Here is a 13483-nt window from a genome sequence, read left to right as displayed (position 1 = left end):
CCCCCCGCATATAATCAAATGTTGATCTAAAAAACTGTTCCTCCACGAGATTGTGCGCGCAAAATGAACAAGTTGTTGACCACGATGTTTGCCCTCGCTGTCGCTTGCGTGACGGTCTCCGTCCAGGCCCAGAACGTGACGGGCAGCGTTGAAAACGGCGCCAAGAAAACGGCCATGTGCGTGGGGTGCCACGGCATCATCGGCTACCAGGCCAGCTTCCCCGAGATCCACAAGGTCCCGAAGATCGCGGGGCAGAGCGCCACCTACATCCGTTCCGCGCTGGCCGCCTACAAGGCCGGCGACCGCAAGCACCCGACGATGCGCGCCATCGCCGACTCGCTCAGCGACCAGGACATGGCCGACCTCGCCGCCTACTACGCGCAGCTCGGCGTGAAGGAAGGCGACGCACCGCCTGCCACCCCGGCCAAGCAGCCGAGCGAACGCGTCCAGGCGCTCATCACGCGCGACAAGGCCAACGCCTGCACCACCTGCCACGGCGCGAACTTCAACACGCCGAACGACGGCACCGTCGCCAAGCTGGCCGGCCAGCACGCCGACTACTTGTTCGTCGCGCTCAAGTCGTACAAGGTCGAGAACCACGCCCAGCTCGGCCGCTCGAACGGCGTGATGGGCGGGCAGGCCAAGAAGTTCACCAATGCCGAACTGAAGGAACTGGCGGGCTACATCAGCTCGCTGCCCGGCGAAGTGAAGACGGTGCCTGAATCGCGCTTCCACATGGCCACCAAGTAAGCCGCAGCTTCTCTGACCGTCCCAATGTGCAAAGCCCGCCCCGTGCGGGCTTTGTCGTTTCTGGTCCGCTCGCGCACGGCGTGCAGGAGAAACCCTGGAACTGGCCGATCAGCGACCGAATGCGCGCGATGATCGATCGCGTCGAGTGCTCAACGCCTCGACTCCGGGCCGCACGCCGGCCTACAGTTCCGCCTGCGACCGCGCAGCGGCCGATGATCCTTCGACGAGACGATCCATGACCTCCACCATCAGCGGCAACACCCAGGCCTACCTCCTGCCGGGCGATCCGGTGCGCAACGTGCGCCTGCCGTGGATGTTCAATGCCGTGTTCGAGCGCTTCGACATCGATGCGGTGCTGCTGCCGATGCAGGTGCCACGCCGCGACTTCGCGGTGTTCTTCGCCTCGGCCTTCCTGGCCCGCAACGTGCGTGGGATGCTGATCGCGCCGCCGCACAAGCCGCTGGTGCTCGACCTGCTGGACGGCTGCGGCCTGATCGGCCGCGTGGCGGGCTCGGTCAACGTGGTGCGCCGCACGGACGACGACCGGCTCGAGGGCGACCTGTTCGACGGCGAGGGGCTGATCGGTGCGCTCGACCACTACCGCATCCCGTTTCGCGGCAAGCGCGTGCTGATGCTGGGCGCGGGCGTGAGCGCCGCCGCGGCCGGCGTGGCGCTGGTCGAAGGCGGCGAGGTCAACGGGGCGGCGCACCTGGCCTTGTTCGACACCTCGGCCGGCAAAGCGGCCGGCGTGGCGGCCAAGCTCGACGCCTTCTTCGATGCCGACGTGGTGGCCGTCGACAGCAACGCGCCCGAGGGGTACGACCTGGTCATCAACGCGACGCCGCTCGGCCTGAACGAGGGCGATGCGCTGCCGGTCGATGTCGCGCGCATGGAGCGCCATGCCGCCGTGTTCGACATCCTGCTGCGCGGCCAGCCCACGCCGCTGGTGCAGGCGGCGCGCGCACGGGGCCTGAATGCGCAGGCGGGCTTCGAGATGCTGATCCAGCAGATGCCGCACTACCTGCGCTACTTCGGCTACGAGCAGGTGGCGCGCGCCCTGAGCAAGGACGCCGACTTCCTGCGCGCACACATCTACCCGCCCGCCATGCATGCCGAGATCCGGCAGCCGCTGCGCTACCGCGCGCCCTGAGGCGGGGCTCCGACTTTCCTTCGTACCGACCCATTCCATGATTTCCGGCAAGACCACCCTCATCGCCCACCTGGGCTACCCCACCGAAGCCTTCAAGGCGCCGATGATCTACAACCCCTGGTTCGACCGGCAGGGCATCGACGCGGTGGTGGTGCCGATGGGCGTCAAGCCCGACGTGTATGCCTCGGTGCTGGCCTCGCTGTTCCAACTGACCAACATCCGCGGCGCGCTCGTCACCATGCCGCACAAGATCGCGACCGTGGCGCTGATGGACGAGGTCACCCCCACGGCGCGCATCGCCGGTGCCTGCAACGCCATCCTGCTGCGGCCCGACGGCACGCTGCGGGGCGACCAGTTCGACGGCGCGGGCTTCGTGCGCGGCGTGGAGCGCAAGGGCCGGCTGTTCAAGGGCACGCGCGTGCTGGTGTCGGGCACGGGCGGCGTGGGCTCGGCCATCGCGGCATCCATCGCGGCGGCGGGTGCGGCCGAGATCGCGCTGTTCGACGTCAGCGACGCCTCGGCGCAGGCCCTGGCCGGCCGGCTGCGCGAACACTACCCGGCGCTGACCGTGCGCACCGGCTCGAACGACCCGGCCGGTTTCGACGTAGTCGTCAACGCCACGCCGCTGGGCATGAAGGCGGGCGACCCGCTGCCCTTCGACATCGACCGCATCGGCCCCGACACATTCGTCGGCGAGGTGGTGATGAAGTCGGAATACACGCCGCTGCTGCAGGCGGCCAAGGCCAAGGGCTGCGCGGTGCAGGTCGGCACCGACATGCTGTTCGAGATGATCCCGGCCTACCTCGAGTTTTTCGGCTTCGGCACCGCGTCGCCGGACGACCTGCGCGCCGTCGCACAACTGCGCTATTGAACGGCGCTGCTGAACGGCGCTAGATGATCGCGCGCATCGCCTCGGCCACCTCGCGCAGCACCGGCAGCAGCTTCTTGCATAGAGCGTCGTCCGGGTAGACCTGCCGCTGCACGGTCACGCTCAGCGCGTACTGGCAGCGGCCCTTGCGGTCCTTCAGCGCGACGGCCAGGCCGCTGAGGCCGACGTTGAGGTGCTGCTCGGCCTGCCAGTGGTCGAGCTGCCGCGCCGCCAGCACGCTCTCTCGGAAGCGCGCCGCATCGACCGGCGCCGCGCCGGTGAAACTGGCGAAGTCGTGCTCGGCGATCCACACGTCGAGCGCCGCGTCGTCGAAGGTCGACAGCAGCACGAAGCCCTGCGACACCACATGCGCCGGCACGCGCGCACCGGGGTGGAAGCCGATCGACACCATGCGCGGCGCATTGCTGCGGGCCAGATACACCACCTCGTGGCCGTCCAGGACGCCGACGTTGAGCGTCTCGCCGCACTGCATCGAGGCCCGCTGGATGTACGGATGCACCAGCCGCGGCACCCGCGCGCCTTCGAGGTAGGCCTGCCCCAGCCGCAGCACGCGCGGCAGCAGCCAGTAGTACTTGCCGTCGGTCGCGGCATAGCCGTAGTGCACCAGGCTCAGCAGGTAGCGGCGGGCGGCGGTGCGCGTCAGGCCGGCATGCTCGCCGGCCTCGGTGGCGGTCAGGCGCGTGCGCTCGTCGGTGAAGGCCTCGATCACGCGCAGCCCCTTGCCCAGCCCTTCGATGAGCAGCTTGCGGTCGATGGGGGCGGCGGTGTCGGTGTGTGTCATGGCCTAGGTGTAACCCGAGTTTCGTGCGTATTCTGATCGCATGCGGTCGATCATCGATCGCCCTCGGGCGCCGGGCCGTTGTCCTGGCCGCGCGGCATTCCTACAGTCGGCCCATGACCACCCGCCGCCACGACTGACCATGCACCGTTCGATCGCCACGGTGTCGCTCAGCGGGACGCTGCGCCAGAAGCTCGAAGCCATCGCAGCGGCCGGCTTCGACGGCTTCGAGCTGTTCGAGAACGACTTCATCCAGTTCAACGGTTCCGCCGCCGCGCTGGGCGCGATCGCCCGCGACCTTGGCCTGTCGATCGACCTGTACCAGCCCTTCCGGGATTTCGAGGCGATGCCGGAGCCGCAGTTCCGCCGCAGCCTGGAACGCGCCGAGCGCAAGTTCGACCTGATGCAGGCCATGGGCGCGCGGCTGATGCTGTGCTGCTCGAACACCTCGTCGCTGGCCATCGACGACCCGGCGCTCGCCGCGGCGCAGCTGCATGCGCTGGCCGAGCGCGCGGCGCAGCGTGGCCTGCGCGTCGGCTTCGAGGCGCTGGCCTGGGGCCGCTACACCTCGCGCTACGGCCAGGCCTGGGACATCGTGCGCCGTGCCGACCACCCGAACCTGGGCCTGATCCTCGACAGCTTCCACACGCTCTCGCTGAAGGACGACCCGGCCGGCATCGCCGACATCCCCGGCGAGAAGATCTTCTTCCTGCAGATGGCCGACGCGCCGCTGCTGGCGATGGACGTGCTGCAGTGGGCGCGGCACCACCGCTCGTTTCCGGGGCAGGGCGATTTCGATGTCGTGACCTTTCTCGAGAAGACGCTGCGCGCCGGCTACACCGGCCCGCTGTCGCTGGAGATCTTCAACGACGTGTTCCGCGAGACGCCCAACCGGCGCACCGCGGTCGATGCGATGCGCTCGCTGCTGTACCTCGAGAGCCGGGTGCGCGAGCGCATGGACGATGCGTGGCCCGCCCCGGTCGCGTTGTTCAGCCCGCCGCCGCTGCCGGACCTTTCGGGCATTTCGTTCATCGAGTTCGCGGTCGACGAGGCGGCCGCCGTGTCGCTCGGCGCGCTGCTGCAGCAGTTGGGCTTTCGTCGCGTCGGCCGGCACCGCTCCAAGGCGGTGGTGCTGTACCGCCAGGGCGACGTGCACCTGATCGTCAACGCGCAGCCCGATTCCTTTGCGCGCGAGCGCTTCGAGGCGCACGGCGCGTCGGTCTGCGCGCTCGGCCTGCGCACGGACGACCCCGAGGCCGCCGCCGAGCGCGCGGTCGCGATGCGCTCGCAGCCGCACCACAGCCCGGTCGGCCCCGGCGAACTGCGGGTGCCGGCGATCGTGGCGCCGGGCGGCAACCTGATGCACTTCGTGGCGAGCGCGCTGGGCCGCGATGGCCTCTACGCCGCGGACTTCGTGCTCGACGACGCCGGGCCCGGCGCCTCGGAGGCGGGCCTTCGGGCGATCGACCACGTGGCGCTGGGCCTGGACATCGACCAGCTCGACACCTGGGTGCTGTTCTCGCGCGCGGTGCTCGGGCTCGAACCTGGCGAAAGCCTCGAGCTGGCCGACCCCTTCGGCCTCATCCGCAGCCGCGGTGTCGCCAATGCGGACCGCAGCGTGCGTCTGGTGCTCAACGTGTCGCTGAGCCAGCGCACGCGCACCGCGCGCACCCTGCGCAGGAGCGGCGGCGGGGCGGTGCATCACATCGCGTTGCGCTGCGACGATATCTTCGCGAGCGTGGCGCGGCTGCGTGCCAACGGCGTGGCCTTCGTGCCGATCTCCGGCAACTACCATGACGACCTCGCCACGCGCATGGACCTCGACGACGGGCTGATCGCACGCATGCGCGCCGCTGGCGTGCTGTTCGACCGCTCGCCGGCGGGCGACTACCTGCACATCTACACCGAGAGCTTCGAGAACGGCCTGTTCTTCGAGGTGGTGCAGCGCGTCGACCACTACGACGCGTATGGCGCGATCAACGCGCCCGCACGCATGGCATCACAGGCCCAGTCATGACAACCCGATCACCGACAAGGAGACAACCATGAGCAGCACCCATTTAGCCGGCGAGCCGCAAGGCAAGCACCAGTCCCGGAAGGCCACAGCCAGCGGCTGGATCGGCTCGGCCCTGGAGTACTACGACTTCTTCATCTACGCCACCGCCGCGGCGCTGATCTTTCCGCAGATCTTCTTTCCGAAGGGCGACCCGCAGATCGCGATCATCGCGTCGCTCGCGACCTACGGCGTGGGCTACGTGGCGCGGCCGATCGGCGCCATCGTGCTCGGCCACTGGGGCGACACGCACGGCCGCAAGCACGTGCTGCTGGTCTGCATGTTCCTGATGGGCTTCTCGACCGTGGCCGTGGGCCTGCTGCCGACCTACGACCAGGTCGGCCTGTGGGCGCCGGCGCTGCTGGTGCTGATGCGCCTGATCCAGGGCTTCGCGGTGGCCGGCGAGATCTCCGGCGCCAGTTCGATGATCCTCGAGCATGCGCCCTTCGGCCGGCGTGGCTTCTTCGCCAGCTTCACGCTGCAGGGCGTGCAGGCCGGCCAGATCCTGGCGGCGGCGGTGTTCCTGCCGCTCGCGCACTACATGCCCGCGGACGACTTCAACACCTGGGGCTGGCGCATTCCGTTCCTGCTGAGTTTCCTGGTGATCGTCGCGGGCTGGATCATCCGCCGCGAAGTCGACGAGACGCCGGCTTTCGCCGAGGTCGGCCAGAGCGGCAAGGTGCCCAAGGCGCCGGTGATCCAGGCCGTGACCGAGAGCTGGGGCGACATGCTGCGGGTGCTGTGCTGCTCGCTGATGAACGTGATCCCGGTGGTCGCCACCATCTTCGGCGCGGCCTATGCGGTGCAGCCCGGCTACGGCATCGGCTTCGAGAAGGACGTCTACCTCTGGATCCCGGTCATGGGCAACATCCTGGCCGTGATCGTGATCCCCTACGTCGGCAACCTGTCCGACAAGCTGGGCCGCCGCCTGCCGATCATGGTCGGCGCGCTGGGCTCGGGGCTGCTGTCCTTCGGCTACCTGTATGCGATCAGCATCCACCACGTGCCGATGGCGATCGGCATGTCGCTGCTGATGTGGGGCGTGGTCTACCAGGGCTACAACGCGGTGTTCCCGAGCTTCTATCCCGAGATGTTCCCGACCCGCACGCGCGTCTCGGGCATGGCCATCTCGCAGAACGTCGGCACCGCCATCACCGCCTTGCTGCCGGCGCTGTTCGTCGCCGTCGCACCGCCCGGTGCGGCGAACATCCCGCTGATCGTCGGTTCGATCACGCTGGCCATCTGCGCCATCGCGGCCATCGCGGCCTACACCGCGCGCGAGACCTACCGCGTGCAGATGAAGGACCTGGGCAACGTCGACGCGGTGCCCGTACCGGCGCAGGAATACGAGCGCCTGCGCCAGCAGACGATGGACCAGGGCCGGCTGACACGCGCTGCGGCCTGATCCTGCAACCCATATGAAAAAAAGGGGGCGCACCGCACGGTGCGCCCCCTTTTTGCCTGGAGCGGGATCCTCAGACGTCGAAGAACACCGTCTCGGCCGTGCCCTGCATGTGGATGTCGAAGCGGTAGAGCACCGCACCGTCCTGCTCGACGCGCTGGGCGATCAGCGTCTGGCGTCGCGCGGCCGGCACGCTCTGCAGCACCGCGTCTTCGGCGTTGGCGGCGGCCTCGTCGCTGAAGTAGATGCGGCTGAAGGCATGCACCAGCAGGCCACGCATGGTCACGATGACATTGATGTGCGGCGCCTCGCCGGGGGCCTCGGCGCCGGGCTTGACGGTGTGGAACACGAACCGGTGCTTCGGGTCGGTGCCGGTGCCGCAGCGGCCGAAGCCGCGGAAGCCGCGGGTCTGCGCATCGTCCACGGAAGCGGGGTAGCGGCCTTCGCCGTCGGGCTGGCTGATCTCGACCAGCGCGTCGAAGATCGTGTTGCCGTCGCCATCGAGCACGCGGCCTTCGAGCCGGATGCGTTCGCCTACGGCGTCGTCCAGCGCGACGCTCGCATCGAAGGGCTGGTCGAAGGCGTAGCCGTACTGCGTGGCCGTGAGACCGTAGGCGAAGTAGGGGCCGACCGTCTGCGACGGGGTCTGGCCGAAGTTGGTTTCCTGTGCGCTCATCATGGTGGGGTCTCCTGCTTCAGCGGTTTTCGAAGGGCGTCTCGTCGGCGCCGCGCAGCACGATGTCGAACTCGTAGCCCAGCGCGAAATCGGGCTCGGTGATGTCGAGGCTGAAGTCGGCGATCAGGCGGTTGCGGTACTTCTCGGGCGTGCCGGTGACCATCGGGTCGTACTGCAGCAGCGGGTCGCCGGGGAAGTACATCTGCGTCACCAGCCGGCTCGCGAAGTGCTGGCCGAAGAGCGACAGGTGGATGTGCTGCGGGCGCCAGGCGTTGGGGTGGTTGCCCCACGGGTACGCGCCCGGCTTGATGGTGAGGAAGCGGTAGCGGCCCTCGTCGTCGGTCAGGCAGCGGCCGGCACCGAGGAAGTTCGGGTCGAGCGGCGCGTCGTGCTGGTCGACCTTGTGCACGTAGCGGCCGGCGGCATTGGCCTGCCACAGCTCGATCAGGGTGTTGCGCACCGGGCGGCGGCGCTCGTCGAGCACCTGGCCGGTGAGGATCATGCGCTCGCCGATCGGCTCGCCGTTGCGGCGCGCGTTGCGCGTGAGGTCGTGGTCGAACTCGCCGATGCTGCCGTGGCCGTACACCGGCTGCTGCAGTTCGCCCAGCGAGGCCTTCAGGGGAACGAGCGGCTGCAGCGGGCCGCGCTTGGCCGTGGACTTGTAGCCGGTGTAGATGTACGAAGGGTGGCTCTTCCAGTCGCGCGGGTCGAGCGTGGGCAGGGCGGTGCCGGGGGTGGCGGGTCGGGTCATGGGTGTCTCCATCGTCGGGGAAGCCGTACTCTATTCATGCGCATCATTGATGTAAATTGAACGATTGTCGATTTCTCATAACCGTTGGTAATTCAATGCAGGTGCCTTCCGATCCTTTCGTGCGTGGCGTGCAGTTGCGGCATCTCCGCTGCCTGGTCGCGGTGGCGCAGGAGCGGCATCTCGCGCGCGCCGCCGAGCGCCTGTCGCTGAGTCAGCCGGCCATGTCGAAGACGCTGGCCGAGCTCGAAGCGCTGGCCGGCACCCGCCTGGTCGAGCGCGGCGAGGCCGGGCGCCGCGGCATCCAGCGCTTCACCGTCGCCGGTGAACAGTTGCTGGCCCATGCGTTGCGCGTGCTGGAGGAAATCGATGCCGGCGCCCTGGCCCTGCACCCCGGGGCCGGCGAGCGGGTCGAGCGCCTGCGCGTCGGCGCGCTGCCGAGCGTGGCGCCGACGCTGCTGGTCGATGCGCTCCTGGCGCTGCGCGAACGCATGCCGGCGCTGCAGGTCGAGGTGCGCACCGGCGTCAACGCCGTGCTGTTCGACGCGCTGCGCGCGGGCGAACTCGACCTGGTGTGCGGCCGCATGAGCGACCCGCAGCGGATGGTGGGCCTGAGCTTCGAGCTGCTGTGCGCCGAGCCGCTGGCGGTGGTCGTGCAGCCGGGGCACCCGCTCGCACACGCCGCATCGCTGTCGGTGCAGGACGTGATGACGCACCCGCTGGTGGTCTACGGCGAAGGCACGATTCCCCGGCATCACACCGAGAGCCTGCTGTCGGGCCTGGGGCTGCGCCTGCCGGCCACGCACACGCAGACGCTCGACCTCGCGGTGGCGCGGGCGCTGGTGCTGCGCTCGGATGCCGTGTGGTTCACACCGGCCGGTGCGGTGCGCGACGAGCTGCTGTCGGGGGCGCTGGTGCGGCTGCGCGTGGCCACCGCCGGCACCGAGGAGCCGGTCGGCCTGCTGTTGCGCAGCGGGGTGGAACTCTCGGCGGCACAGCGCACGCTGGCGGCGTTGTTGCGCGAAGGCGCGTCGGCGCACGCCGCGGCGCTGGTCAGTCGCGGGTAGCGCGCCGCTGCACGCAATCGACATACGCCTCGCCATCGGGCGGGCGCCCGGCGCGCTGGGCTTCCCACATCATCCGGCCGAGGCATTCCATCGCGGCGTGGTGGGCATCGAGCAGCGAGCTGCGCGCTGCCAGCAGCTCGACCGCCTGGCGGATGCCGCGGGGCTGGTCGATGGAGCATTGTTCGCTGATCGACAGGTGCATCGATAGGTGCAGGAACGGGTTCTCCTGCCCGTTCTTGCCGTCGTACACGCGGCTCACCGCGGCGTCGGCATCGGCCAGGTCGGGGTGGTATTCGGGGTGTGCGTCGATCCAGCCGGCGGCGATGGTCTCGAGCGCTTCCATCGGCAGGCCGTCGCGGTGCTTCGCGTAGACATTGCAGAAGAAGCGGCGCACTTCTTCCTGGGTGGGATTGAACATGATCCGGGCGAGGGTAGCACCGGCCGCGCGGCGCGTCAGAGCAGCCGGGAAATCTCCGCGGCGGCGGCGCGCAGGCCGGGCAGCATCGTCTCCTGCATCACCTTCGCGGGGGTGCGGTTGGCCTGCCCGCTGATGTTGAGCGCGGCCACGGTGCGGCCGCTGCGGTCGGTCACCGGCGCGGCGATGGAGATGAGGCCTTCTTCCAGTTCCTGGTTCATCAGGCACCAGCCCTGTCGGCGCGCCTGCGCGACCTTCGCGACCAGCGTGTCGACGTCGGTGACGGTGTAGCGCGTGAGCGCGGTGCGCTCCGACGCCTCGAGCCGCGCGCGCACCGTGGCGTCGTCGAGGTCGGCCAGCAGCATGCGGCCCAGCGAGGTGCAGTAGGCCGGCAGCCGCGTGCCGACCGCCAGGTTGATGCGCATGATCTTGTGCGTCTGCACGCGCAGCACGTAGACGATGTCGGTGCCGTCGAGCACCGCGGCCGAGCACGATTCCTTGACCTGCTCGACCAGCGCTTCCATCACCGGCTCGGCGCGGTTCCAGATCGGCATCGACGACAGATACGCGAAGCCGAGTTCGAGGATGCGGGCCGTCAGCCCGAAGCGCTTGCCGTCGGTCTCGACATAGCCGAGCGACTGCAGCGTGAGCAGGATGCGCCGTGCGCCGGCGCGCGTAAGGCCGGTCGCGGCCGCGACTTCGCTGAGCGTCTGGCGCGGTGCGGTGGCGCTGAAGGAGCGGATCACCTGCAGCCCGCGCGCGAAGGACTGCACGTAGCTGTCGCCCGGTGCCGGGGCGGCCTCTTTCTCTTGTCTCGTGTTTGCCATGGATGGCCTTGTTGTTTAGAATTCATTATAAGAACAAATGTTCGACATACGAACAAATTCAGAGTGTTCTCCGGGCGTCACGGCCCGGTTCCTCCATCCTTCACCGGAGACAGATTCCCATGATCGACAAGATCTCGCCCTCGATCGCCGACGCCATGTCGGGCATCCAGGACGGCGCCACCGTGCTGATCGGCGGCTTCGGCACCGCCGGCATTCCCCTCGAGCTCATCGACGGCCTGATCGAACAGGGCGCCCGGGACCTCACGGTCGTCAACAACAACGCGGGCAATGGCGAGAGCGGCCTCGCGGCGCTGCTCAAGGCCGGCCGCGTGCGCAAGATCATCTGCAGCTTCCCGCGGCAGGTCGACAGCCAGATCTTTGATGGCCTCTACCGCAGCGGCAAGCTCGAACTCGAACTGGTGCCCCAGGGCAACCTGGCCGAGCGCATCCGCGCCGCCGGTGCCGGCATCGGCGCCTTCTTCTGCCCGACCGGCTACGGCACCGAGCTGGCCAAGGGCCGCGAGACGCGCGAGATCAACGGCAAGCACTACGTGCTCGAGTACCCGATCTACGGCGACGTCGCGCTGGTCAAGGCCGAGACGGGCGACCGCTGGGGCAACCTGACGTACCGCATGGCGGCGCGCAACTTCGGCCCGGTGATGGCGATGGCGTCGAAGAAGACCATCGCGACGGTGCACGAGATCGTCGAACTCGGCGCGCTCGACCCCGAGAGCATCGTCACCCCCGGCGTGTTCGTGAAGCACGTGGTGAAGATCGATCGCGTCGCGACCCAGGCCGGCGGTTTCAAGAAGGCAGCATGACCATGAGCACCACGACCGCAACCTACCAGCGTCGCACCAAGGACCAGCTCGCCGCACGCGTGGCGCAGGACATCTTCGACGGCGCCGTCGTCAACCTCGGCATCGGCCAGCCCACGCTGGTGGCCAACCATCTGCCGGCCGGCCGCGAGATCGTGCTGCAGAGCGAGAACGGCATCCTGGGCATGGGCCCGGCGCCCGCCGCGGGCAGCGAGGACTACGACCTCATCAACGCCGGCAAGCAGCCGGTCACGCTGCTGGCGGGCGGCTCGTTCTTCCACCATGCCGACAGCTTCGCGATGATGCGCGGCGGCCACCTCGACATCTGCGTGCTCGGCGCCTTCCAGGTGTCGGCCACCGGCGACCTGGCCAACTGGAGCACCGGCGAGGAAGGCGCCATCCCCGCCGTCGGCGGCGCGATGGACCTGGCCATCGGCGCGAAACAGACGTGGGTCATGATGGACCTGCTGACCAAGGCCGGCGTGAGCAAGATCGTCAAGGAATGCAGCTACCCGCTGACCGGCATCGGCTGCGTCAAGCGCGTCTACTCCGACCTCGCCACGCTCGAATGCACGCCCGACGGGCTCAAGCTGATCGACACGGTCGACGGCCTCACGCACGCCGAACTCGAGACGCTGATCGGCCTGCCGATCGCCGCCTGACACGACACCACCAAGGAAGAGACACATGAGCAACAAGCAAGCCTTCATCTGCGACGCCATCCGCACCCCCTTCGGCCGCTATGGCGGCGCGCTGTCGAGCGTGCGCACCGACGACCTCGGCGCCATCCCGCTCAAGGCGCTGATGGCGCGCAACAAGAACGTCGACTGGCAGGCCGTGGGCGACGTGCTCTATGGCTGCGCCAACCAGGCCGGCGAGGACAACCGCAACGTGGCGCGCATGTCGGCACTGCTGGCCGGCCTGCCGCTCGAACTGGGCGGCGCGACCATCAACCGCCTGTGCGGCTCGGGCCTCGACGCGGTCGGTTCGGCCGCGCGTGCCATCAAGGCCGGCGAGGCGGGCCTGATGATCGCCGGCGGCGTGGAAAGCATGAGCCGCGCGCCCTTCGTGATGCCGAAGGCCGAGTCGGCCTTCAGCCGCGCCAACGCGGTGTACGACACCACCATCGGCTGGCGCTTCGTCAACAAGCTGATGAAGGCGCAGTACGGCGTCGACTCGATGCCCGAGACGGCCGAGAACGTGGCCACCGACTACAAGATCGAGCGCGAGGCGCAGGACTTGATGGCGCTGAATTCGCAACTGCGTGCGGTGGCTTCGCAGAAATCCGGCTTCTTCGACGCCGAGATCGTGCCCGTGACCGTGCCACAGAAGAAGGGCGACGCGATCATCGTCAGCAAGGACGAGCATCCGCGCGAGACCAGCATGGAGACGCTCGCCAAGCTCAAGGGCGTGGTGCGGCCGGATGGCACCGTGACCGCCGGCAACGCCAGCGGGGTGAACGACGGCGCCTGCGCCTTGCTGCTGGCCGACGAAGCCAGCGCCGCCAGGCACGGCCTGACGCCGCGCGCCCGCGTGGTCGGCATGGCGACTGCCGGCGTGGCACCGCGCGTGATGGGCATCGGCCCGGCGCCCGCCACGCAGAAGGTACTGGCGCTGACCGGCCTGACGATCGACCAGATGGATGTGATCGAACTCAACGAAGCCTTCGCGGCCCAGGGCCTCGCGGTGCTGCGCCTGCTCGGCCTGAAGGACGACGACGCGCGCGTGAACATCAACGGCGGCGCGATCGCGCTGGGCCACCCGCTGGGTGCCAGCGGTGCGCGCCTCGCGACCACCGCCATCAACCAGTTGCACAAGCAGGGCGGCCGCTACGCGCTGTGCACGATGTGCATCGGCGTGGGCCAGGGCATCGCGCTGATCCTCGAGCGCGTCTGAGCCGCGTTCTTCCC

Annotated in this window: 14 protein-coding genes; 9 read left to right on the top strand and 5 right to left on the bottom strand. The window is 68.9% G+C overall.

Annotated features, from left to right (window positions below; genetic code table 11):
• Positions 1 to 63: 63 nt before the first annotated feature.
• The 3 genes from N8A90_RS24275 (at position 64) to N8A90_RS24265 (ending at position 2771) form a co-directional block, all read left to right on the top strand.
• Positions 64 to 750: a c-type cytochrome gene (locus N8A90_RS24275; RefSeq protein WP_262077837.1), complete on the top strand. Its 687-nt coding sequence runs from the start codon at positions 64 to 66 to the stop codon at positions 748 to 750.
• Positions 751 to 985: 235 nt separating this feature from the next.
• On the top strand, positions 986 to 1900 hold the full coding sequence (locus N8A90_RS24270; RefSeq protein ID WP_262077836.1) for a shikimate dehydrogenase family protein: 915 nt from the start codon (positions 986 to 988) through the stop codon (positions 1898 to 1900).
• A 37-nt stretch (positions 1901 to 1937) separates the two neighbouring features.
• Positions 1938 to 2771: a shikimate dehydrogenase family protein gene (locus N8A90_RS24265; RefSeq protein ID WP_262077835.1), complete on the top strand. Its 834-nt coding sequence runs from the start codon at positions 1938 to 1940 to the stop codon at positions 2769 to 2771.
• Positions 2772 to 2790: 19 nt separating this feature from the next.
• Here the strand turns inward: N8A90_RS24265 and N8A90_RS24260 are convergent, their stop codons facing one another.
• Complete coding sequence (locus N8A90_RS24260) at positions 2791 to 3570, bottom strand: IclR family transcriptional regulator C-terminal domain-containing protein (protein WP_262077833.1); 780 nt, start codon at positions 3568 to 3570, stop codon at positions 2791 to 2793.
• A gap of 139 nt (positions 3571 to 3709) precedes the next feature.
• Here N8A90_RS24260 and N8A90_RS24255 point away from each other — a divergent pair, with 139 nt between their 5' ends.
• Complete coding sequence (locus N8A90_RS24255) at positions 3710 to 5584, top strand: bifunctional sugar phosphate isomerase/epimerase/4-hydroxyphenylpyruvate dioxygenase family protein (protein WP_262077832.1); 1875 nt, start codon at positions 3710 to 3712, stop codon at positions 5582 to 5584.
• A 28-nt stretch (positions 5585 to 5612) separates the two neighbouring features.
• Complete coding sequence (locus tag N8A90_RS24250; RefSeq protein WP_262077831.1) at positions 5613 to 7025, top strand: MFS transporter; 1413 nt, start codon at positions 5613 to 5615, stop codon at positions 7023 to 7025.
• A gap of 70 nt (positions 7026 to 7095) precedes the next feature.
• Here the strand turns inward: N8A90_RS24250 and pcaG are convergent, their stop codons facing one another.
• The gene (gene pcaG, locus N8A90_RS24245) at positions 7096 to 7701 is read right to left on the bottom strand and encodes a protocatechuate 3,4-dioxygenase subunit alpha (RefSeq protein ID WP_262077830.1); all 606 of its coding nucleotides are present in this window, start codon (positions 7699 to 7701) and stop codon (positions 7096 to 7098) included.
• A 16-nt stretch (positions 7702 to 7717) separates the two neighbouring features.
• Positions 7718 to 8449 carry a protocatechuate 3,4-dioxygenase subunit beta gene (gene pcaH, locus N8A90_RS24240; RefSeq protein ID WP_262077828.1) on the bottom strand — a complete coding sequence of 244 codons (732 nt, stop codon included), beginning with the start codon at positions 8447 to 8449 and terminating at the stop codon, positions 7718 to 7720.
• A gap of 95 nt (positions 8450 to 8544) precedes the next feature.
• Here pcaH and N8A90_RS24235 point away from each other — a divergent pair, with 95 nt between their 5' ends.
• Positions 8545 to 9513 carry a LysR substrate-binding domain-containing protein gene (locus N8A90_RS24235; protein WP_262077827.1) on the top strand — a complete coding sequence of 323 codons (969 nt, stop codon included), beginning with the start codon at positions 8545 to 8547 and terminating at the stop codon, positions 9511 to 9513.
• On the opposite strand, the gene N8A90_RS24230 is transcribed toward N8A90_RS24235, so the two are convergent.
• Both N8A90_RS24230 and N8A90_RS24225 read right to left on the bottom strand, forming a co-directional pair.
• Positions 9500 to 9931 carry a DUF1841 family protein gene (locus N8A90_RS24230; RefSeq protein WP_262077826.1) on the bottom strand — a complete coding sequence of 144 codons (432 nt, stop codon included), beginning with the start codon at positions 9929 to 9931 and terminating at the stop codon, positions 9500 to 9502. The genes N8A90_RS24235 and N8A90_RS24230 overlap by 14 nt on opposite strands.
• A 35-nt stretch (positions 9932 to 9966) precedes the next feature.
• Positions 9967 to 10755 carry an IclR family transcriptional regulator C-terminal domain-containing protein gene (locus N8A90_RS24225; RefSeq protein ID WP_262077825.1) on the bottom strand — a complete coding sequence of 263 codons (789 nt, stop codon included), beginning with the start codon at positions 10753 to 10755 and terminating at the stop codon, positions 9967 to 9969.
• 119 nt (positions 10756 to 10874) lie between these two features.
• Here N8A90_RS24225 and N8A90_RS24220 point away from each other — a divergent pair, with 119 nt between their 5' ends.
• From N8A90_RS24220 to pcaF, 3 genes are read left to right on the top strand one after another with little or no spacing between them, the layout of a single operon-like run.
• Positions 10875 to 11576, top strand: a complete 702-nt coding sequence (locus N8A90_RS24220; protein ID WP_262077824.1) for a 3-oxoacid CoA-transferase subunit A — start codon at positions 10875 to 10877, stop codon at positions 11574 to 11576.
• Positions 11573 to 12235: a 3-oxoacid CoA-transferase subunit B gene (locus N8A90_RS24215; protein WP_262077823.1), complete on the top strand. Its 663-nt coding sequence runs from the start codon at positions 11573 to 11575 to the stop codon at positions 12233 to 12235. The genes N8A90_RS24220 and N8A90_RS24215 overlap by 4 nt, the downstream gene beginning before the upstream one ends.
• A gap of 25 nt (positions 12236 to 12260) precedes the next feature.
• Positions 12261 to 13469, top strand: a complete 1209-nt coding sequence (gene pcaF / locus N8A90_RS24210; protein ID WP_262077822.1) for a 3-oxoadipyl-CoA thiolase — start codon at positions 12261 to 12263, stop codon at positions 13467 to 13469.
• Positions 13470 to 13483: the final 14 nt, after the last annotated feature.

It is taken from the genome of Variovorax sp. N23, assembly GCF_025486315.1.
Lineage (GTDB): Bacteria > Pseudomonadota > Gammaproteobacteria > Burkholderiales > Burkholderiaceae_C > Variovorax.
This window is presented reverse-complemented; position numbering and strand designations above follow the sequence as displayed.

Coding starts and splice junctions, on each gene's coding strand:
- N8A90_RS24260 (WP_262077833.1), bottom strand. CDS start 3,570: ATGACACACACCGACACCGCCGCCCCCATCGACCGCAAGCTGCTCATC.
- pcaG (WP_262077830.1), bottom strand. CDS start 7,701: ATGATGAGCGCACAGGAAACCAACTTCGGCCAGACCCCGTCGCAGACG.
- pcaF (WP_262077822.1), top strand. CDS start 12,261: ATGAGCAACAAGCAAGCCTTCATCTGCGACGCCATCCGCACCCCCTTC.
- pcaH (WP_262077828.1), bottom strand. CDS start 8,449: ATGACCCGACCCGCCACCCCCGGCACCGCCCTGCCCACGCTCGACCCG.
- N8A90_RS24275 (WP_262077837.1), top strand. CDS start 64: ATGAACAAGTTGTTGACCACGATGTTTGCCCTCGCTGTCGCTTGCGTG.
- N8A90_RS24255 (WP_262077832.1), top strand. CDS start 3,710: ATGCACCGTTCGATCGCCACGGTGTCGCTCAGCGGGACGCTGCGCCAG.
- N8A90_RS24265 (WP_262077835.1), top strand. CDS start 1,938: ATGATTTCCGGCAAGACCACCCTCATCGCCCACCTGGGCTACCCCACC.
- N8A90_RS24250 (WP_262077831.1), top strand. CDS start 5,613: ATGAGCAGCACCCATTTAGCCGGCGAGCCGCAAGGCAAGCACCAGTCC.
- N8A90_RS24235 (WP_262077827.1), top strand. CDS start 8,545: ATGCAGGTGCCTTCCGATCCTTTCGTGCGTGGCGTGCAGTTGCGGCAT.
- N8A90_RS24215 (WP_262077823.1), top strand. CDS start 11,573: ATGACCATGAGCACCACGACCGCAACCTACCAGCGTCGCACCAAGGAC.
- N8A90_RS24270 (WP_262077836.1), top strand. CDS start 986: ATGACCTCCACCATCAGCGGCAACACCCAGGCCTACCTCCTGCCGGGC.
- N8A90_RS24230 (WP_262077826.1), bottom strand. CDS start 9,931: ATGTTCAATCCCACCCAGGAAGAAGTGCGCCGCTTCTTCTGCAATGTC.
- N8A90_RS24220 (WP_262077824.1), top strand. CDS start 10,875: ATGATCGACAAGATCTCGCCCTCGATCGCCGACGCCATGTCGGGCATC.
- N8A90_RS24225 (WP_262077825.1), bottom strand. CDS start 10,755: ATGGCAAACACGAGACAAGAGAAAGAGGCCGCCCCGGCACCGGGCGAC.